This window comes from Pseudomonas persica (genome assembly GCF_900291015.1).
GTDB lineage: Bacteria > Pseudomonadota > Gammaproteobacteria > Pseudomonadales > Pseudomonadaceae > Aquipseudomonas.
On record NZ_OLKL01000014.1, the window covers coordinates 198,376 to 218,949 of the forward strand.

Here is a 20,574-nt window from a genome sequence, read left to right on the forward strand (position 1 = left end):
AGGCCAGTACAGGCTGCGAGGGGAGATAGATAGGGATGCAATAATTTGTTCGATAATCGCACGAATAGTCGATTATCGGATTGTAAGGCACCCACCAGTCTCCTTAATCTGAGCTCACCGAAGCACCCTGACCAGGAGTCTCCAAATGGCTGCAATTCTCCCGCTTCACGAAGCCGTGAAGCAGTTCATCCAGGATGGCGATACCGTCGCCCTCGAAGGTTTCACCCACCTGATCCCGACTGCCGCCGGCCACGAGATCATCCGTCAGGGCAAGCGCGACCTGACCCTGGTGCGCATGACTCCGGACCTGATCTACGACCAGCTGATCGGCGCCGGTTGCGCCAGCAAGCTGATCTTCTCCTGGGGTGGTAACCCAGGTGTCGGTTCGCTGCACCGCCTGCGTGATGCCGTCGAGAAGCAGTGGCCACACGCTATCGACATCGAAGAACACAGCCACGCCGACCTGGCCAACGCCTATGTCGCCGGTGCTTCGGGCCTGCCGTTCGCCGTGCTGCGTGCCTACGCCGGCTCCGACCTGCCGAAGGTCAACCCGCTGATCAAGAGCGTCACCTGCCCGTTCACCGGTGAAGTGCTGGCAGCCGTGCCGTCGGTGCGCCCGGACGTGACCGTGATCCACGCGCAAAAGGCCGACCGCAAAGGCAACGTGTTGCTGTGGGGCATCCTTGGGGTGCAGAAGGAAGCCGCCCTGGCCGCCAAGCGCTGCATCGTCACCGTCGAGGAAGTCGTCGACGACCTGCAGGCCCCGATGAACGCCTGCGTGCTGCCGACCTGGGCACTGAGCGCGGTATGCCTGGTACCGGGCGGTGCGCACCCGTCCTATGCCCACGGCTACTACGAGCGTGACAACCGCTTCTACCAGGCCTGGGACCCGATCGCGCGTAGCCGCGAATCGTTCAGCGCCTGGATCGACACCTACATCCGTGGCACTGCCGATTTCAACGAATTCAAGGCCAAGCTGGTCAGCACTGCGGAGGCCGCACAATGAGCTACTCCACTTCCGAAATGATGACCGTCGCCGCAGCCCGTCGCCTGCGCAACGGTGCTGTGTGCTTCGTCGGCATCGGCCTGCCGTCCAAGGCTGCCAACCTGGCGCGCCTGACCTCGTCGCCTGACGTGGTGCTGATCTACGAGTCCGGCCCGATCGGCGCCAAGCCAAGCGTGCTGCCGCTGTCGATCGGTGACGGCGAGCTCGCCGAAACCGCTGACACCGTGGTACCGACTGGCGAGATCTTCCGCTACTGGCTGCAAGGTGGGCGCATCGATGTCGGCTTCCTCGGCGCCGCCCAGGTCGACCGCTTCGGCAACATCAACACTACCGTGGTCGGTGACTACCATGCCCCGAAAACCCGCCTGCCGGGTGCCGGTGGCGCACCGGAAATCGCCGGATCCGCCAAGCAGGTGCTGATCATCCTCAAGCAGTCGCCGCGAGCCTTCGTCGACAAGCTGGACTTCATCACCTCGGTTGGCCACGGTGAAGGCGGCGACTCGCGCAAACGCCTTGGCCTGCCAGGTGATGGCCCGGTCGGTATCATCACCGACCTGTGCATCATGGAGCCGGAAGCCGGCACCCACGAATTCGTCGTCACCGCCATCCACCCGGGCGTGACCCGCGAGCAGATCATCGCCGCCACCGGCTGGGCGATCCGCTTTGCCGACGATGTGCAGACCACTGCCGAACCTACCGAAGTCGAGCTGTCCGCGCTGCGTGACCTCGAAGCCCGTACCGCCGCGGCCCATGGCCAGGTGGCAGGAGAAGCCTGATGCGCGACGTATTCATCTGTGATGCCATCCGTACCCCGATCGGTCGCTTCGGCGGCGCCCTGGCCGGCGTGCGGGCCGACGACCTGGCGGCCGTGCCGCTGAAGGCGCTGATCGAGCGCAACCCCAGCGTGCAGTGGGATCAGGTTGACGAAGTGTTCTTCGGCTGCGCCAACCAGGCCGGTGAAGACAACCGCAACGTGGCGCGCATGGCGCTGCTGCTGGCCGGCCTGCCGCAGAGCATTCCCGGCGTTACCCTGAACCGCCTGTGCGCGTCGGGCATGGATGCCATCGGCACTGCCTTCCGCGCCATTGCCAGTGGCGAAATGGAGCTGGCGATTGCCGGCGGCGTCGAGTCGATGTCGCGTGCGCCGTTCGTCATGGGCAAGGCGGAAAGCGGCTATTCGCGCAACATGAAGCTCGAAGACACCACCATCGGCTGGCGTTTCATCAACCCGCTGATGAAGAGCCAGTATGGTGTGGACGCCATGCCGGAAACCGCCGACAACGTGGCTGACGATTACCAGGTTTCGCGCGCTGACCAGGACGCTTTCGCCCTGCGCAGCCAGCAGAAGGCTGCTGCCGCCCAGGCCGCGGGCTTCTTCGCCGAAGAGATCGTGCCGGTGCGTATCGCGCACAAGAAAGGTGAGACCATCGTCGAGCATGACGAGCACCTGCGCCCGGCAACCACACTGGAAGCCCTGACCAGGCTCAAGCCGGTCAACGGCCCGGACAAGACCGTCACCGCCGGCAACGCCTCGGGCGTGAATGACGGTGCTGCGGCGTTGATCCTGGCTTCGGCCGAGGCGGTGAAGAAGCACGGCCTGACCCCGCGTGCCCGGGTACTGGGCATGGCCAGCGCCGGTGTTGCACCGCGGGTGATGGGTATTGGCCCGGTGCCGGCGGTGCGCAAGCTGACCGTGCGCCTGGGTGTGGCGGTGAATGATTTCGATGTGATCGAGCTCAACGAAGCCTTTGCCAGCCAGGGTTTGGCGGTGCTGCGTGAGTTGGGTGTGGCCGACGATGCGCCGCAGGTGAACCCCAACGGCGGTGCCATCGCCCTGGGCCACCCGCTGGGCATGAGCGGTGCGCGCCTGGTGCTGACCGCGCTTCACCAGCTGGAGAAGAGTGGTGGGCGCAAGGGCCTGGCGACCATGTGTGTGGGCGTAGGCCAAGGTTTGGCGCTGGCCATCGAGCGGGTTTGACCTGTTCTGGCCTGTTCGCGGGCACGCCCGCTCCCACAGGATGATCGTTGCCCACTGCACAACAGAAACCTGTGGCAGCGGGCGTGCCCGCGAAGAGGCCAGTCCTGCCAGGCACAAGACCAGTTGCCAGCCAGATAGCGGAACGAGTGTGTTACCACCTGGCGTTGTGTATCGTCAGTTTCTACACCTTGATCAGCGGCCTGGTGAAGGCCCAGAGCGGTGCGTGACAGCGATGATGGCGATTGCCTTCCTTTCAGCCTGCGCCTGCCGAAGCAGGCAGCGTACCTGCACCACGATAATTAAGGAGGTGGCATGACCAACCAACTGTTCGACGCCTACTTCACCGCGCCGGCCATGCGCGAGATCTTCTCCGACCGTGGCCGCCTGCAAGGCATGCTCGATTTCGAAGCGGCGCTGGCGCGGGCCGAGGCGGCTGCCGGGCTGGTCCCGCCTGTCGCAGTAGCGGCCATCGAGGCGGCCTGCCATGCCGAGCGCTATGACGTTGGCGCCCTGGCCAACGCCATCGCCACTGCCGGCAACTCGGCGATCCCGCTGGTGAAGGCGTTGGGCAAGGTGATTGCCAGTGGCGTGCCCGAGGCCGAGCGCTACGTGCACCTGGGCGCCACCAGCCAGGATGCGATGGACACCGGCCTGGTCCTGCAGCTGCGCGCTGCCCTCGACCTGATCGAAGCCGACCTTGGCAAGCTGGCCGATACCCTGTCGCGCCAGGCCTTGCAGCACGCCGACACGCCACTGGTGGGGCGTACCTGGCTGCAGCACGCCACCCCGGTGACCCTGGGCATGAAACTGGCCGGTGTGCTGGGCGCGTTGACCCGTCACCGCCAGCGCCTGCAGGAGCTGCGCCCACGCTTGCTGGTGCTGCAGTTCGGCGGCGCCTCCGGCAGCCTGGCCGCCCTGGGCAGCAAGGCGATGCCGGTGGCCGAAGCCCTGGCCGAGCAGCTCAAGCTGACCCTGCCCGAGCAGCCCTGGCACACCCAGCGCGACCGCCTGGTGGAGTTTGCCTCGGTGCTGGGCCTGGTCGCCGGTAGCCTGGGCAAGTTCGGCCGTGATGTCAGCCTGCTGATGCAGACCGAGGCGGCGGAGTTATTCGAGCCTTCCGCGCCAGGCAAGGGCGGTTCCTCGACCATGCCGCACAAGCGCAACCCGGTGGGCGCCGCGGTGCTGATCGGTGCCGCGACCCGGGTGCCAGGGCTGGTCTCTACGCTGTTCGCCGCCATGCCCCAGGAGCACGAGCGCAGCCTCGGCCTGTGGCATGCCGAATGGGAAACCCTGCCGGACATTTGCTGCCTGGTCTCCGGTGCGCTGCGCCAGGCCCAGGTGATTGCCGAGGGCATGGAAGTGGATGCCGCACGCATGCGCCGTAACCTCGACCTGACTCAGGGCCTGGTGCTGGCCGAAGCGGTGAGCATCGTCCTCGCCCAGCGCCTGGGCCGCGACCACGCCCACCACCTGCTGGAGCAGTGCTGCCAGCGCGCCGTGGCCGAACAGCGCCACCTGCGCACTGTGCTGGGTGACGAGCCGCAGGTCAGCGCCGAACTGTCCGCCGAAGAACTCGATCGTTTGCTCGACCCTGCCCATTACCTGGGGCAGGCCCGCGTCTGGGTGGCGCGGGCCGTGTCCGAACATCAACGTTTCACTGCCTGAAGGAGACCGCTGTGGCGCACTTGCAATTGGCCGATGGCGTTTTGAACTACCAGATCGATGGCCCGGAAAACGCCCCGGTGCTGGTCCTGTCCAACTCGCTGGGCACCGACCTGGGCATGTGGGACACGCAGATTCCACTGTGGAGCCGGCACTTGCGCGTGCTGCGCTACGACACCCGTGGCCACGGTGGGTCGCTGGTCACTGAAGGCCCTTACCGCATCGAGCAGTTGGGCCGTGACGTGCTGGCCCTGCTCGATGGCCTGGACATCGCCAAGGCGCACTTCGTCGGCTTGTCGATGGGCGGCCTGATCGGCCAGTGGCTGGGCATCAATGCCGGCCAGCGCCTGCACAGCCTGACCCTGTGCAACACCGCCGCCAAGATCGCCAACGACGAGGTGTGGAACACCCGTATCGACAGCGTGCTAAAAGGTGGCCAGCAGGCCATGGTCGACCTGCGCGATGCCTCCATTGCCCGTTGGTTCACCCCAGGCTTCGCCCAGGCCCAGCCAGCGCAAGCCCAGCGTATCTGCCAGATGCTGGCGCAAACCAGCCCGCAAGGCTACGCCGGCAACTGCGCAGCGGTGCGAGATGCCGACTACCGCGAGCAGTTGGGCCGCATCCAGGTGCCGACGCTGATCGTAGCCGGTACCGAAGACGTGGTGACCACTCCGGAGCACGGTCGCTTCATGCAGGCCGGTATCGCGGGGGCCGAGTACGTTGACTTCCCGGCGGCGCACCTGTCCAATGTCGAGATCGGCGAGGCATTCAGCCGCCGCGTGCTCGACTTCCTGCTGGCTCATTGAGGACATCGCCATGGACGAGAAACAACGTTACGACGCCGGCATGCAAGTACGCCGCGCAGTGCTTGGCGATGCCCACGTGGACCGCAGCCTGGAGAAGCTCAACGACTTCAACGGCGAGTTCCAGGAGATGATCACCCGCCACGCCTGGGGTGACATCTGGACCCGCCCGGGCCTGCCGCGGCATACCCGTAGCCTGATTACCATCGCCATGCTGATCGGCATGAACCGCAACGACGAGTTGAAGCTGCACCTGCGTGCGGCAGCCAATAACGGCGTGACCCGCGACGAGATCAAGGAAGTGCTGATGCAGAGCGCGATCTATTGCGGTATTCCGGCGGCCAATGCCACGTTCCACCTGGCTGAGTCGGTATGGGATGAGCTGGGCGTAGAGTCGCGACAGCAGTAATGCCTGTACCGGCCCTATCGCCGGCCATGGAATGTTTACATGGCCGCATTCTTCTGCCGCGTGGCCACTGGGCCGGCGCTGCTTTCCACGGCGCGCTTGAGGGCCGGGCACAAGCCCAGCAAGAACGCAGCTTCTGCGACCACGAACAGCGGCCCGATGATCAGTCCGCTGACATCATCGACAAACGCCGGCTTGCGGCCTTCGTAGTAATGGCCGACGAACTGGATGATCCAGCCCACCACGAATGCCGCCAGTCCGGTGCCAAGCCACAGGGCCGTGGACTGCATTGCCAGCACCTGGCCGACCCACAGGCAAAGGCCCAGCAACAATCCCATCACCAGCCCGAAGCGTAGGTCCAGACGCAGGTAGAACCATACCGACGCCGCCGCTGCCAGCAGGGCTGGGGACAGCCACATGCCGACCACGTCCCAACCCGGGCGCGACAGCAGGATGGTGACCGCCAGTACGATCAAAGGGATGCCCACGAAGTGGGTGGCGATGTTGCGTGGGTCGCGATGGTAGCTGGCGTACTGGCTCAGGTGGTCGACGAGGTTCTTCATGCTGTGCCTCCCTGGTTTGCCGGATCGGGGTGTATTGCCAACCGGCCTATTCGCCGATGAACCCGCTCCACAGGGATCGAGGAAACCTTGTGGGAGCGGGTTCACCCGCGAAGAGGCCGGGGCTGCAACCGATATAGCTCAGGATAGACCGTAGCCACCATCATCATCAGCCAAGCGAATGGCAGCTGCCCGCACTGACATATTCAACCTGTTCAAAGGAGGTTCAGCGGGTAACTCACGATCAACCGGTTCTCATCGAACGTGTTGGTGCTGAAGTCCCTGCGCATGGTGGAGTTGCGCCACTTCACCGACAGGTCCTTGAAGCTGCCCGACTGCACCACATACGCCAGTTCGGTTTCCCGCGCCCATTCCTTGCCGTCGTCCACCCCGCCAGCGGTGACGTTGTCACCCTTGATATAGCGGTTCATCAGGGTCAGGCCTGGCACGCCGACGGTGGCGAAGTTGAAGTCATGGCGCACCTGCCAGGAGCGTTCCTTGGCATTGTCGAAGCTGGAGTTGTAGCTGTCGTTGGCCAGGGTGCCGCCGCTGGTGCCATTCACCCGCATCCAGGCGTCGTCGCCGCTGACCTTCTGCAGGCCGACGTAGAAGGTGTGGCCCTGATAGCGCGCCGAGAGCATGGCCGAGGCGGTGTGGTTGTCCAGTTCGCCGGCGCGTTCGGCGCCGTCTTCCTTGCCGATGAAGTAGCCCAGGTTGGCGCCCAGGGTCCAGTCGCCCAAGGGTTGGCTATGCACCAGGTTGAGGTACTGCTGGTGGTAGATGTCCTTGAGCTGGGCATCCCACAGGCCGATCATGGTGCGCTTGTCGTTGAAGGTGTACTCGCCGCCGGCAAAGTTGAAACGGTCGGAGGTGAACGCTGCCTTACCGTTCAGCGACATGTCTTCCATGCTGGCGTCGTTGCGCGGGCTGTTGCCGCGGAACTGGCCGGCGTACAGGGTCAGGCCGGCGATTTCCTTCGAGGTCAGCTGGCCGCCGCGGAAGGTCTGCGGCAGCGAGCGGCCATCGTCCGAGCGCAGGATCGGCAGTACCGGCATCCATTCACCCACTTTCAGCTCGGTTTCGGACAGCTTGGCTTTCAGTGCCACACCCAGGCGGCCGAAGTCATCGGCGGGGCGGCCATCGCCGTGCACCGGCAACAGGTGGGTGTTGGTGGTGCCTTTGCCGCCGTCGAGCTTGACCGAGTACAGGCCCAGTACGTCCACGCCGAAACCGACGGTACCTTGGGTGAAGCCGGAGCGGGCGTCGAGGATGAAGCTTTGCGTCCATTCCTCAGCCTTGGCCTGCGGGTGGGCCGGGTCGACGAAGTTACGGTTGATGTAGAAGTTGCGCAGGTTGAGGGTGGCCTTGGCGTCTTCCAGGAAACCACCTTCGTCGGCGGCGAACACGGGGAGTGCGCAGGACATGGCCAACAGGCCGGGCAGCAGCTGGCGTGCGGGTTGCAAAGTGCTCATCTGTCGTGGATCTCTTGTTTTTATGGGCGAGCCGCTGCGCTGCAGGATGCGGCCTGCAGGTGCGGGTCTTTCGGGATGAACCGGGGCAACGTTGCGTGGGGAGGATGGTGCGGGGTAGGGCAGGGGAGAGGCAATTCGCCGCAAACGGAAGCGGGCGATAATCGAACGGAATGTTCTGGTTGGTTAATTGTTTGCCTGTACTGGCCTCTTCGCGGGTAAACCCGCTCCCACAGGTACTGCACAGCCTTCAGCATTTATGCAAAACCCTGTGGGAGCGGGTTTACCCGCGAAGAGGCCTGCACAGGCAACCGACAAACAAAAAGCCCACCGCGAGGGTGGGCTTGATGCTTCAAGCCGCTTCAATCAGCTCTTCGGTGCTTCCACCGATGCCTGCTGGTTGGCCTGCCCGGTCTGCTCGTACCAGCCACCGCCAAGCGCCTTGTACAGGTTGACCTCGCTGGTCAGCTGCGACAAGCGGTCGCCGATCAGCGCCTGCTGGGCGCTGAACAGGTTGCGCTGGGCGTCGAGGAAGGTCAGGTTGCTGTCGATACCGATGCGATAGCGGCGTTCGGCCAGACGGTAGTAGTCCTGGTTCGCCTGCACCAGGTCGCGTTGCGCCTGCAACTGCTCTTCGAAGGTCTTGCGCGCCGCCAGGCCATCGGAGACTTCCTGGAAGGCAGTCTGAATGGTCTTTTCGTACTTGGCGACGTTGATGTCCTTCTGGATCTTCGAATAGTCCAGGCTGGCCTTCAGGCTACCGGCATTAAAGATCGGCAGATTGATCTGCGGCTGGAACAGCCAGGTACCCTGGCCGCCCGCGAACAGGTGGCCCATGTCGGGGCTCAGGCTGCCGGCATTGGCGGTCAGGCTGATGCTCGGGAAGAACGCTGCGCGGGCCGCGCCAATGTTGGCGTTGGCAGCCCTGAGCAGGTGCTCGGCTTCCTGGATGTCCGGGCGACGCTGGAGGATGTCCGACGGCAGGCCGGCCGGTACTTCGGCCAACTGGTCGGCATTGAGCTCCAGCGGCTTGGCCAGGTCGGCGGGAATGCCGGTGCCCAGCAGCACGGTCAGGCTGTTGACGTCCTGGGCGACCAGGCGCTGGTACTGCGAGTACTTGACCCGGGCGCCCTCCACGGCGGTACGCGCCTGGCTGACATCGAGTGCCGAGGCTACGCCGACTTCGTTGCTGCGACGGGTGAGGTTGTAGCTTTCCTCGTAGGTCTTCAGCGTTTCTTCGGTCAGCTTGAACAGCGCCTGGTCGGCCTGCCAGGTGTAGTAAGCGTTGGCCACGCTGGCCACCAGGCTGATCTGCGTGGAACGACGCGCCTGCTCGCTGGACAGGTAGGTTTCCAGGGCTTGCTCGGTCAGGCTGCGCACGCGGCCGAACAGGTCCAGCTCATAGGCGCTGACGCCGAGGGTGGCCGAGTACTGGCTGCTGATACCTGCCTCGCCGGTTTGCGACATGTTTGCCGGCACCCGTTGGCGGCTGCCGCTGCCGGTGGCCGAAACCGCCGGGAACAGGTCGGCGCGCTGGATGCGGTACTGCGCCCGGTAGGCGTCGATGTTCAACGCGGCAACGCGCAGGTCGCGGTTGTTGACCAGCGCGGTCTGGATCAGCTGCTGCAGTGCCGGGTCGTGGAAGAACTGGCGCCAGCCCTGTTCGGCGGCGGCAACCTCCGCCGCTTGCGTCGGCGAGTACGCAGGGCCTTGCGGCCACTGCGCAGCCACCGGCGATTCCGGGGTCTGGTAGTCAGGGATCAGCGAGCAGCCGCCAAGAATGAAAGCGGTTACTGCCAGGGACAACAAAGACTTGGTCATTGCCCAGCCTCATAACGTGGAGTTTCAGGGGTGAGGTCTTTTTCCGGCTCTTTGCTGCCGAACAGTGACGACACTGCGACGAAGAACAGTGGTACCCAGAAGATAGCCAGCACGGTTGCACTGATCATGCCGCCGATCACGCCAGTACCGATGGCGTGCTGACTGCCGGCGCCAGCGCCGCTGGCGATAGTCAACGGTACCACGCCGAGGATGAACGCCAGCGAGGTCATGATGATCGGGCGCAGACGCATGCGGCACGCCTCGATCGCCGCGTCGTACAGGCTGCGGCCTTGCTCGTGCAGTTCCTTGGCGAACTCGACGATCAGAATGGCGTTTTTCGCCGCCAGGCCGATGGTGGTCAACAGGCCGACCAGGAAGTACACGTCGTTGGACAACCCGCGCAGGCTGGTGGCGATCAGGGCACCGATGATACCCAGCGGTACTACCAGCACCACGGCGATCGGGATCGACCAGCTTTCGTACAGGGCTGCCAGGCACAGGAACACGAACAGTACCGAGAGGGCGAACAGCGCCGGCATCTGCGAACCGGAGAGTTTTTCCTCGTAGGACATGCCGGTCCAGGAGAAGCCGATGCCGCTTGGCAGTTCGCCAGCAATGCGCTCGACTTCGGCCATGGCTTCACCGGTACTGTAGCCGGGGGCCGGTGCACCGAGGATTTCCATTGCCTCGACGCCGTTGTAACGCGACAGCTTGGGCGAGCCGTAGGTCCATTCGCCCTTGGCGAAGGAGGAGAACGGCACCATTTCGCCGGCGCCATTGCGCACGTACCACTTCTGCAGGTCTTCCGGGCTCATCCGCGCGTTCGGCTCACCCTGGATGTACACCTTCTTGACCCGGCCACGGTCGATGAAGTCGTTGACGTAGCTGGCACCCAGGGCAATCGACAAGGTGTTGTTGATGTCGGCGATGGTCACGCCCAGGGCGCTGGCACGTTCGTCATCGATGCTCAGCTGGTACTGCGGCTCGTCGTTCAGGCCGTTCGGGCGCACGGCGCTGAGGATCTTGCTCTGCGCGGCCTTGGCCAGGAACTGGTTGCGCGCTTCCATCAGCTTGGCATGGCCGACACCGCCGCGGTCCTGGAGGAACACGTCGAAGCCGGTGGCGTTACCCAGTTCGAGCACCGCAGGCGGGGCAAAGGCGAACACCATCGCATCGCGGAAGGTGAAGAAGTGCTGCTGGGCGCGCTGGGCAAGGGCGAACACGCTGTTTTCCTTGGAGCGCTCATCCCACGGCTTGAGCATGATGAACGCCATACCCGAGCTCTGGCCGCGGCCGGCAAAGTTGAAGCCGTTGACGGTGAACACCGAAGCCACGGTGTCGGCCTCTTCGCTGAGCAGGTACTCACGCATCTGGTCGACCACCACCTGGGTACGCTCGGCACTGGAGCCGGCCGGGGTCTGCACCTGGGCGAACAAAACGCCCTGGTCTTCTTCGGGCAGGAACGCGGTAGGGATGCGGGCGAACAGCCAGATCATGCCGACCACGATCAGCGCGTAGGCCAGCAGGAACGGTACCTTGTTGCGCAGGATGGTGCCCACGCTGCGCTCGTAACCGGTAACGCTGCGGTCGAAGTTGCGGTTGAACCAGCCAAAGAAGCCGCGCTTGGCTACGTGGTGCTCGCCCTTCTTCAACGGCTTGAGCATGGTGGCGCACAGGGCCGGGGTGAAGATAAGCGCCACCAGCACCGACAGGCCCATGGCCGAGACGATGGTGATGGAGAACTGCCGGTAGATCACACCCGTGGAGCCACCGAAGAACGCCATGGGCAACAGTACCGCCGACAGTACCAGGGCGATACCCACCAGGGCACCCTGGATCTGCTCCATCGAGCGCTTGGTCGCTTCCTTGGGCGGCAAGCCTTCCTCGGACATCACCCGCTCGACGTTCTCCACCACGACGATGGCGTCGTCCACCAGCAAACCGATGGCCAGGACCATGGCGAACATGGTCAGGGTGTTGATGCTGAAACCCGCTGCGGCAAGGATGCCGAAGGTACCCAGCAACACCACCGGTACGGTCATGGTGGTGATGATGGTGGCGCGGAAGTTCTGCAGGAACAGGTACATCACCAGGAACACCAGGACCACGGCTTCAATCAGGGTGTGGATAACGCCACTGATCGATTCGGTGACCACCGGGGTGGTGTCATACGGGAATACCGCTTTCACCCCGGGCGGGAAGAACGGTTCCAGGTCGCTGATGGTCTTGCGCAGGGCCTTGGCGGTATCCAGGGCGTTGGCACCGGTGGCCAGTTTTACTGCCAGGCCGGAGGCCGGCTTGCCGTTGAACTGGGCGCTGACGGCGTAGTTTTCACCACCCAGGCCAACCTGGGCGACATCACCCAGACGCACTTGTGAGCCGTCACTGTTGACCTTGAGCAGGATCTTCTCGAACTGCTCGGCCGTCTGCAGGCGGGTCTTGCCGATGATGGTGGCGTTCAGCTGGGTACCCGGCATGGCCGGCAGGCCGCCGAGCTGGCCGGAGGACACCTGCACGTTCTGCGCGGCCACGGCGGTCTTGACGTCGACCGGGGTCAGCTGGAACTTGTTCAGCTTGGCCGGATCGAGCCAGATACGCATGGCGTACTGTGCACCGAACACCTGGAAGTCACCGACACCTGCGGTACGCGAGATCGGGTCCTGCATGTTGGAGACGATGTAGTTGGCCAGGTCGTCCTTGGTCATGCTGCCGTCTTCGGACACCAGGCCGATCACCAGCAGGAAGTTCTTCACTGCCTTGGTGACGCGGATACCTTGTTGCTGCACTTCCTGCGGCAGCAGCGGGGTGGCCAGGTTCAGCTTGTTCTGCACCTGCACCTGCGCGGTGTCGGGGTTGGTGCCCTGCTCGAAGGTGGCGGTAATGGTCATGCTGCCGTCGGAGTTACTTTCCGACGACACATAACGCAGGTTGTCGATACCGTTGAGCTGCTGCTCGATCACCTGTACCACGGTGTCCTGCACGGTTTGCGCCGAGGCGCCCGGGTAGGTCACGGCGATGGCGATGGCCGGCGGCGCGATGCTGGGGTACTGGTTGATCGGCAGCTTCAGGATCGACAAGGCGCCGACCAGCATGATCACCAAGGCGATCACCCAGGCGAAGATCGGGCGATCGATAAAGAACTTCGACATGGTTTACTCCGCTTTGGCGTCTGCTTTCGCCGCGTTGGCCTGAACAGGGCTGGCCGGCTTCTTGACGTTGGTGGCTTCGCTGACCTTGACCTCGACGCCCGGGCGCACGTACTGCAGCCCTTCGGTGATCAGGCGGTCACCCGGGTTCAGGCCTTCCTCGATCAGCCAGTCGCTGCCCAGGGTACGGTTGGCCTTGAGCTGGCGCAGTTCGACCTTGTTCTCCTGGTTGACCACCAGCGCGGTCGGCGCGCCTTTCAGGTCGCGGGTCACGCCCTGTTGCGGGGCCAGGATGGCGTTGGCGTTGACCCCGGCCTTGAGCCGCGCATGCACGAACATGCCTGGCAGCAGGGTGTGATCGGGGTTGGGGAACAGCGCGCGCAGGGTGACCGAGCCGGTGGTCTCGTCGACCGCGACTTCGGAGAACTCCAGGCGGCCTTCCTGCTTGAACAGGCTGCCGTCTTCCAGCACCAGTTGCACCGAGGCCGCGTTGTCGCCGGCCTTCTGCAACTGGCCGCTTTCCAGATCACGGCGCAGCTTGAGCAGCTCGGCGGTGGACTGGGTAACGTCGACGTAGATCGGGTCGAGTTGCTGGATGGTGGCCATGGCGTTGCTCTGGCCATTGTTCACCAGTGCCCCTTCGGTGACCGAAGAACGACCGATACGGCCGCTGATCGGTGCCAGCACCTTGGTGTAACGCAGGTCGATCTGCGCGCTTTTGAGCGAAGCTTCGGCCTGCAATCGTTTGGCATTGGCGTCGTCGTATTCCTGCTTCGACACGGCCTGTTCGTCGATCAGCTGCTTGTAGCGCTCGGCCAGCGAGCGGGTGGCCTGCAGGTTGGCCTGGGCATTGGCCAGGGTGGCTTCGTATACGGCAGGGTCGATCTGGTAGAGCTGCTGGCCTTCCTTGACCTCACTGCCTTCCTTGAACAGGCGCTTGAGGATGATGCCGTTGACCTGCGGGCGCACTTCGGCGACGCGGTAGGCACTGGTACGCCCCGGCAATTCCGAGGTCAGGGTGAAGGCTTGGGGCTGGATGGTCACGACGCCGACCTGAGGAGCCTGCGCCGCTGGCGCTGCTTCTTCTTTCTTACAGCCACTGAGCAGGGTTGCCAGGGCGACGGCGGAAACCAGAGCGGTAACGGCTGGCTTGAATTGCATGAGGATCCTCGGGTCGCTGGAGCTGGGAGACGCTCAAGAGTAATGGAAGAATCTTGATCTGGAAAAATTGCTATCCGGTGGATAAATAGCTTGCTAAGGAATATACTTACATTCATGGTTGTTTGTAAATACCGCTGGGTTGTACTCGGGTACTGCCACAGTCCTTGATTAGCTCATCCGCGAGGCACCCTGCAGAGGTGCCCCCGGAGTGTTTCCCCCACGCGCCGCGCGTTCGGGGCAGATGAGGTTTGTACTGCCATGGTCCGTCGAACCAAAGAAGAAGCCCAGGAAACCCGCGCCCAGATCATCGAGGCGGCGGAAAAGGCCTTCTACAAGCGCGGGGTTGCGCGAACCACCCTGGCCGACATCGCCGAACTGGCGGGTGTAACGCGGGGGGCGATCTACTGGCACTTCAACAACAAGGCCGAGTTGGTGCAGGCGCTGCTCGACAGCCTGCATGAAACCCATGACCACCTGGCGCGGGCGAGCGAAAGCGAGGACGAAGTGGACCCGCTTGGCTGCATGCGCAAGCTGTTGCTGCAAGTGTTCAACGAGCTGGTGCTCGATGCCCGAACCCGGCGTATCAATGAAATCCTGCATCACAAATGCGAGTTCACCGATGACATGTGTGAAATTCGCCAGCAGCGCCAGGGTGCGGTGCTGGATTGCCACAAGGGCATCACCCTGGCGTTGGCCAATGCCGTGCGCCGGGGCCAGTTGCCAGGCGAGCTGGATGTCGAGCGCGCGGCGGTGGCCATGTTTGCCTATGTCGATGGCCTGATCGGGCGTTGGCTGTTGCTGCCTGACAGTGTCGATCTGTTGAAGGATGTCGAAAAATGGGTCGACACCGGGCTGGATATGCTGCGCTTGAGCCCGGCTCTGCGCAAATGACACTTTGTTAAGGATTGTTAGGGAGTGTTTCGCCTTTGTATCAAGGGGGGATCAATGCTTCCAGGTTAGGCCGACATAGGGCCTGTTTTGCAGGCGTGGCGCGGTCCCTGTGGGAGCGGGTTTACCCGCGAATCAGGCGCCGCGGATGGCACGGGCTTCGCCCGTGTTCGCGGGTGAACCCGCTCCCACATTCAGCGTCCGCGTAGTTGCCGATCCGGCAATGCCACCGCCGCCAGCAGCCCGAGCAGTGCAATCAGCGCACTCCCCATCAACAGCTGCCGGAACGTCTCCAGCAACCGCCCTTGGGTCACCAGGTCCACTTCACCGGCCTTCAGGCTCCCCAGCAACGGATTACCCAGCGACTCGAACCCGCCCTGGTGCAACAGCGCCAGCAGCAGGCTGGACATGCACGCCACCCCCATGGCCCCGCCCAGCGAGCGGAACAGGTTGGTGGTGCTGGTGGCCACGCCGATGTCCTTGCCGGCCACCGCGCTTTGCGTGCCCACCAGCGAAGTGGGGAATTGCAGCCCGCAGGCAATGCCGGTCAGCAGCATGAACAATGCACTGAGCAAGGCTGACTGCGGCGGGGTCAGCGCCATGGCGAAAATGGCCAGCGGCATCAGCAGCGCACCAGCCAGGATCTGCGGTTTGTAGCGCCCGGTCAGGCTGGTCATGCGCCCGCCGGTGAAGGCCCCCATGGGCAGCCCCATCACCAACGGCAGAAGGTGCAGGGCAGCGCTGTCGGCACCGGCGCCGGTGATGCCCTGGTAGCGCAACGGCATGAGCATGGTCAGGGAGATCGACTGGAAGCTGGCGAAGAAGATCACGCCCCAGCACAGTACCGCCACGCGGTTGCCGAACAGGCCGAGCGGCAGCAGTGGCTCCGGGCAGCGGCGTTCATGGGCAATGAACAGCACCAGGCCCAGCGCTGCGCAGGCGAACAGGGCCAGCACGGCCGGGTCGGCCCAGGCATGGCCCTGGCCGACCAGGGTAATGCCCAGCAGCAGGCTGCCCAGGCCGAGGGTCAGCAGCACGGCGCCGAGGTAGTCCACCTGCGCCTCGCGGCGCTGCGCCGGCATGCCGCCGAGGGCGCGGCGGATCGCCCACAGTGCAAGCAGCCCCAGCGGCAGGTTGATCCAGAACACCCCACGCCATGACAGGTATTCGGTCAGCCAGCCGCCCAGCACCGGCCCGGCGACGCTGGCCAGCGCGTACATGCTGCTGAAGTAGCCCTGGTAGCGGCCGCGCTCTCGCGGGGGCACGAAGTCGCCGATGATCGCCTGGCTCACCGAGACCATGCCGCCCGCGCCAATGCCCTGCAGTACCCGGGCCAGCACCAGTTGCTGCATGTCCTGCGCCACGGCGCAGGCGATCGAGGCCAGGGTGAACAGGCTGATGCCGGTGAGGATCATCCGGCGTCGCCCATACAGATCGCCCAGCTTGCCGTAGATCGGCACGGCCACGGTCATCGCCACCATGTAGCCGGAGATGACCCAGGCCAGCAGGCCGACATCGTTGAACTGCGCCGAGATCGCCGGCAGCGAGACGGCGACGATGGTCTGGTCCAGGGCGCCGAGGAAGATCGCCAGCATCAGGGCGGTGAGCACGTTGCGCAGGGTGGTGGGGGGGAGGGCGGCGGTCACGGGGATACCTTGGTTGTCTGTGGCGGCCTCTTCGCGGGTGAACCCACTCCCACAGGTACGTCGCCGGTCTTGAGGGTAACGTCGTACCTGTAGGCGCGGGTTTACCCGCGAAAGGGCCTCGGATTGTAACCGGAGTTAGGTAGCTTCCTATGTACTATCTGCATCCCCTATGCAAGATCGGCATTAGCGCATTCATCCAGTGCTGCATGGCTGCGTGATATCGTTGGTATGCCACAGAGGCTGAAAACCGGGGCTTGCACCAGCTTGGTGCAACATTATGCCGCAGGGTTTTGGCGCTTCTGTCTCCCACACCTTTTATTCCTCTGCCTGCATGTCGAGCATGACCGCCCAGATGGCGACGGTTGGAACAGGCCAGGTAGACCCGATTACAGGGGTCGGTAGTTACCGTTCGAATTTCAACTTATTTTGCGGAGTGATCATGCCCAAGGCTTCCCATCAAGATCTGCGTTTTGCCTTCCGCGAGCTGCTCGCTTCAGGTTCCTGTTATCACACCGCATCGGTGTTCGACCCGATGTCGGCACGCATTGCCGCAGACCTGGGCTTCGAGGTCGGCATCCTCGGTGGTTCCGTCGCATCGTTGCAGGTACTGGCCGCCCCGGACTTCGCCCTGATTACCCTCAGCGAATTCGTCGAGCAGGCCACCCGTATTGGCCGCGTGGCACAACTGCCGGTGCTGGCTGACGCCGACCACGGCTATGGCAACGCGCTGAACGTCATGCGCACGGTCATCGAACTGGAGCGCGCCGGCGTGGCTGCGCTGACCATCGAGGACACCCTGCTGCCTGCCCAGTTCGGGCGCAAGTCCACCGACCTGATCCCGGTTGAAGAGGGCGTCGGCAAGATCCGTGCGGCGCTGGAAGCGCGGGTCGATTCGTCGCTGGCGATCATTGCCCGGACCAACGCTGGGGTGCTCACCACCGAAGAAATCATCGTGCGTACCCAGAGCTACCAGAAGGCCGGAGCCGACGGTATCTGCATGGTGGGGGTGAAGGACTTCGAGCAGCTCGAGCAGATTGCCGAGCACCTGACAGTGCCGCTGATGCTGGTGACCTACGGCAACCCGAACCTGCGCGACGACGAGCGCCTGGCGCGCCTGGGGGTGCGCATCGTGGTCGATGGTCACGCGGCCTACTTTGCCGCGATCAAGGCCACCTACGACTGCCTGCGGCTGCAGCGCGGCCAGCAGAACAAGTCGGAAAACCTCAGCGCCACCGAACTCTCGCACACCTACACCCAGCCCGAGGACTACATCCGCTGGGCCAAGGAATACATGAGCGTCGAGGAGTGACCTGATTCGCCGGCAAGTGCAGCACGTGAACTTTACAGGCCCTGGTCCCACTCCGGTTCGTCCTTGAACCGCTGCACCAGAAAATCCAGCATGCTGCGCAAGGTCGCCGGCATGTGCTTGCGTGAGGTGTACACCGCATTCAGGTTCAGCTCGCGCGGCTTGGCCTCGGGCAGCAGGCGCACCAGCTCGCCCCGGCGCAGGGCCTCCGCGGCCTGGTAGGTCGGCAGCATGGCGATACCTGCGCCGGCCAGCGCCGCCTTCTGCAGTGTCATCGCCTCGTTGGCACTGATGTTCCCCGCTACCGGCACGGCGACCTGCTGGCCGGCCACCTCGAAATGCCACAGGCTGTGGCCGAAGTAGGCATGGGTCAGGCAGTTATGCCGGCTCAGCTCCTCGACCCGTTGTGGCGTGCCGTGCTCGCGCAGGTAGGCCGGTGCCGCACACACCGCCGAGCGGCACACGCTCAGGCGCCGGGCAATCAGGTTGGGGTCCAGGTCATTGCTGGTGCGGATGGCCAGGTCGATGCGCTCGTCCACCAGGTTGACCGTGCGATCGAGCATCTGCAGTTCAACTTTCACCCCGGGGTAGCGCCGCACGTAGGCGGCCACAGCATCCACCAGCTGGGCCTGGCCGAACGAGGTACTGACACTGATGCGCAGCGCACCCCTGGGCGCGTCATCCGGCTGCTGCACCGCGGCCTGCAGGTCGCCGGCCAGTTCCAGCAATTGCCGGCAGCGCGGCAGGGTTTCCTGGCCGGCGGCGGTGAGGCTGAGCTTACGTGTGGTGCGCTGCATCAGCCGTGCGCCAACCCAGTCTTCCAGCGCGGCCAGGTAGCGCGACACCACCGGTCGGGACAGTTGCAGATGATCCGCTGCCGCCGACTGGCTGCCCAGGTCGACGACGGTGACGAAAACGCGCATGGCGTTGAGACGGTCCATGATTTGCCCGATTTCAGAAACAAACTATGTTCGAGCATCGCATTTTTTGTCACGGATTGGGCAACTAAGCTGTTGGGCATTGTTCATCTGACGGGTGTTTGCGATGTCTTTTTTCACTCCCTTGCGTGGCCTGCTGCTGGCCTGCGTGACCCTGGCCGGCCCGGCGCTGGCTGTCGAACCGTTGCGGCTGGAGGTGTACAACCCCGGGCACGCGGCGATTTTCCCGGTCAGTTCGGTGATCGTCAGTGGCGAGCACGACGCCATCCTCGTCGATGCCCAGTTCGGCAAGGTCCAGGCCGAGCAACTGGTGCAGCGCCTGCGGGCAGGTGGCAAGCAGCTGACCAGCATCTACATCAGCCATGGCGACCCGGACTACTACTTCGGCCTGGATACCCTGACCAAGGCCTTCCCCGACGCCAAGGTGCTGGCTTCGGCCGCCACGGTTGCCCATATCCGCCAGACCATGGATGCCAAGCTGGCTTACTGGGGCCCGCAGATGGGCGCGGACAAGCCGGCGCGACTGGTGCTGCCAGAGGTGCTCGAAGGCAACCGCCTGACGCTGGAAGGGCAGGCCCTCGAGGTGGTCGGCCTGGACGGCCCGCAACCTGAGCGCAGTTTTGTGTGGATCCCGTCGATCAAGGCGGTGGTCGGTGGCGTGGTGGTGTCGGAGAACATTCATGTGTGGATGGCCGACACGCAAACGGCCAAATCCCATGCTGACTGGCTCGGCACCCTGGCGCACATCGACGCGCTGGCGCCGAGTACGGTCATCCCCGGGCACTACCTGGGGGACAGCAGCCGAGGGCTGGAGGCCGTGCGTTTCACGGCGAACTACATTCGTGATTTCGATGCCGAGACCGCCAAGGCGAAAGACGCCGGTGCGTTGGTCGCGGCGATGAAGCGCCGTTACCCCGGGCTGGCCGATGAAAGCTCGCTGGAGCTGGGGGCCAAGGTCGCCAAGGGTGAAATGAAGTGGTAATTCCGTTCAATTGATGGAGAGTATCCCATGAGCAAGATCGCAATCATCGGTGCCACTGGCCGCGCTGGCAGCCAGTTGCTGGAAGAGGCCCTGCGCCGTGGCCACAGTGTACTGGCCATCGCCCGCGACCCGTCGCGGTTGCAGGGGCGGGACGGGGTGAGCGTCAAGGCGCTGGATGCCAAGGACAGCGCAGCCCTGCAAGCGGCGGTCGCGGGTGTGGATGCGGTGCTGAGTGCGGCGCATTTCTCGGCCATCGAGCCGCACGCGATCATCGAGCCGGTCAAGCGGGCCGGGGTCAGGCGCCTGCTGGTGGTGGGCGGGGCCGGCAGCCTGTTGCTGCCATCGGGGCATCGGCTGATCGACAGCCCGGACTTTCCCGAGGCATACAAGGCCGAGGCCACTGCCGGGGGGCGTTTTCTGGAGGTGTTGCAACGGGAGCCGAACCTGGACTGGACCTTCCTGTCGCCGTCGGCGGAGTTCGTCGAAGGTGAGCGCAGCGGGCATTACACGCTGGGCAAGGATCATCTGCTGATCGGCGCCGATGGCAAGAGCTGGATCACCTTTGCCGATTACGCGATTGCCATGCTCGATGAGCTGGAAAAGCCGGCACATTCGCGGCAGCGTTTTACTGTCGGATACTGAGTCGCGTCTTTCGCGGGTAAACCCGCTTGTATGGTTAGACTTGAAGGGGTGGTGGGACTAAATGCCCGATTCTGACTGTTCAGAGCAGTACAGACCGTGGGAGACATCGCCCCACCTCTTCCACCAAAGCGCCGATAAAGAATGCATCGTTTGCAAGCGA

Annotated in this window: 17 protein-coding genes and 1 pseudogene; 11 read left to right on the forward strand and 7 right to left on the reverse strand. The window is 64.1% G+C overall.

Annotated features, from left to right (window positions below; genetic code table 11):
* Positions 1-145: 145 nt before the first annotated feature.
* From FQ664_RS07655 to pcaC, 7 genes and pseudogenes are all read left to right on the forward strand, one after another.
* Positions 146-1,006 carry a CoA transferase subunit A gene (locus tag FQ664_RS07655; protein ID WP_144171300.1) on the forward strand — a complete coding sequence of 287 codons (861 nt, stop codon included), beginning with the start codon at positions 146-148 and terminating at the stop codon, positions 1,004-1,006.
* On the forward strand, positions 1,003-1,782 hold the full coding sequence (locus FQ664_RS07660; protein WP_015271653.1) for a CoA-transferase subunit beta: 780 nt from the start codon (positions 1,003-1,005) through the stop codon (positions 1,780-1,782). Before FQ664_RS07655 ends, FQ664_RS07660 begins: the two co-directional genes overlap by 4 nt.
* Complete coding sequence (pcaF, locus tag FQ664_RS07665) at positions 1,779-2,984, forward strand: 3-oxoadipyl-CoA thiolase (protein WP_178090961.1); 1,206 nt, start codon at positions 1,779-1,781, stop codon at positions 2,982-2,984. The genes FQ664_RS07660 and pcaF overlap by 4 nt, the downstream gene beginning before the upstream one ends.
* A gap of 98 nt (positions 2,985-3,082) precedes the next feature.
* A pseudogene (locus FQ664_RS07670) lies at positions 3,083-3,287 on the forward strand (alpha-ketoglutarate permease); the annotation flags it as partial.
* Between the two features lie 9 nt (positions 3,288-3,296).
* Positions 3,297-4,649, forward strand: coding sequence for a 3-carboxy-cis,cis-muconate cycloisomerase (locus tag FQ664_RS07675; RefSeq protein ID WP_144171304.1), 1,353 nt, complete (start codon positions 3,297-3,299; stop codon positions 4,647-4,649).
* An 11-nt stretch (positions 4,650-4,660) separates the two neighbouring features.
* Positions 4,661-5,452 (forward strand): 3-oxoadipate enol-lactonase, encoded by a 792-nt coding sequence (gene pcaD, locus FQ664_RS07680; protein WP_144171306.1) that lies wholly within the window; start codon positions 4,661-4,663, stop codon positions 5,450-5,452.
* A gap of 10 nt (positions 5,453-5,462) precedes the next feature.
* Complete coding sequence (gene pcaC / locus FQ664_RS07685; RefSeq protein ID WP_016488879.1) at positions 5,463-5,858, forward strand: 4-carboxymuconolactone decarboxylase; 396 nt, start codon at positions 5,463-5,465, stop codon at positions 5,856-5,858.
* A 35-nt stretch (positions 5,859-5,893) separates the two neighbouring features.
* On the opposite strand, the gene FQ664_RS07690 is transcribed toward pcaC, so the two are convergent.
* The 5 genes from FQ664_RS07690 to ttgA form a co-directional block, all read right to left on the reverse strand.
* Positions 5,894-6,418, reverse strand: a complete 525-nt coding sequence (locus FQ664_RS07690) for an Mpo1 family 2-hydroxy fatty acid dioxygenase (protein WP_144171308.1) — start codon at positions 6,416-6,418, stop codon at positions 5,894-5,896.
* 212 nt (positions 6,419-6,630) lie between these two features.
* Positions 6,631-7,887: an OprD family porin gene (locus FQ664_RS07695; RefSeq protein ID WP_144171310.1), complete on the reverse strand. Its 1,257-nt coding sequence runs from the start codon at positions 7,885-7,887 to the stop codon at positions 6,631-6,633.
* Positions 7,888-8,250: 363 nt separating this feature from the next.
* Positions 8,251-9,705, reverse strand: a complete 1,455-nt coding sequence (locus FQ664_RS07705; protein ID WP_144171312.1) for an AdeC/AdeK/OprM family multidrug efflux complex outer membrane factor — start codon at positions 9,703-9,705, stop codon at positions 8,251-8,253.
* Positions 9,702-12,854 carry a multidrug efflux RND transporter permease subunit TtgB gene (gene ttgB / locus FQ664_RS07710; protein ID WP_144171314.1) on the reverse strand — a complete coding sequence of 1,051 codons (3,153 nt, stop codon included), beginning with the start codon at positions 12,852-12,854 and terminating at the stop codon, positions 9,702-9,704. The genes FQ664_RS07705 and ttgB overlap by 4 nt, the downstream gene beginning before the upstream one ends.
* A gap of 3 nt (positions 12,855-12,857) precedes the next feature.
* Positions 12,858-14,012 (reverse strand): toluene efflux RND transporter periplasmic adaptor subunit TtgA, encoded by a 1,155-nt coding sequence (gene ttgA / locus FQ664_RS07715; protein WP_144171316.1) that lies wholly within the window; start codon positions 14,010-14,012, stop codon positions 12,858-12,860.
* A gap of 258 nt (positions 14,013-14,270) precedes the next feature.
* On the opposite strand from ttgA, the gene ttgR reads away from it, so the two are divergent.
* The gene (gene ttgR, locus FQ664_RS07720; protein ID WP_025340482.1) at positions 14,271-14,903 is read left to right on the forward strand and encodes an efflux transport transcriptional regulator TtgR; all 633 of its coding nucleotides are present in this window, start codon (positions 14,271-14,273) and stop codon (positions 14,901-14,903) included.
* Between the two features lie 191 nt (positions 14,904-15,094).
* On the opposite strand, the gene FQ664_RS07725 is transcribed toward ttgR, so the two are convergent.
* Positions 15,095-16,546, reverse strand: a complete 1,452-nt coding sequence (locus FQ664_RS07725; RefSeq protein WP_144171318.1) for an MDR family MFS transporter — start codon at positions 16,544-16,546, stop codon at positions 15,095-15,097.
* A 439-nt stretch (positions 16,547-16,985) separates the two neighbouring features.
* Here FQ664_RS07725 and FQ664_RS07730 point away from each other — a divergent pair, with 439 nt between their 5' ends.
* Positions 16,986-17,855, forward strand: coding sequence for an isocitrate lyase/PEP mutase family protein (locus FQ664_RS07730; protein ID WP_144171320.1), 870 nt, complete (start codon positions 16,986-16,988; stop codon positions 17,853-17,855).
* A gap of 32 nt (positions 17,856-17,887) precedes the next feature.
* Here FQ664_RS07730 and FQ664_RS07735 read toward each other — a convergent pair whose 3' ends face one another.
* Entirely contained in the window at positions 17,888-18,793 is a 906-nt protein-coding gene (locus FQ664_RS07735) for a LysR family transcriptional regulator (protein ID WP_144171322.1), read from the reverse strand.
* Between the two features lie 103 nt (positions 18,794-18,896).
* Between FQ664_RS07735 and FQ664_RS07740 the strand changes: the two genes are divergently transcribed.
* Positions 18,897-19,772: an MBL fold metallo-hydrolase gene (locus FQ664_RS07740; RefSeq protein ID WP_144171324.1), complete on the forward strand. Its 876-nt coding sequence runs from the start codon at positions 18,897-18,899 to the stop codon at positions 19,770-19,772.
* A 27-nt stretch (positions 19,773-19,799) separates the two neighbouring features.
* Positions 19,800-20,414 carry an NAD(P)-dependent oxidoreductase gene (locus FQ664_RS07745; protein WP_144171326.1) on the forward strand — a complete coding sequence of 205 codons (615 nt, stop codon included), beginning with the start codon at positions 19,800-19,802 and terminating at the stop codon, positions 20,412-20,414.
* The last annotated feature ends 160 nt before the right edge of the window (positions 20,415-20,574 follow it).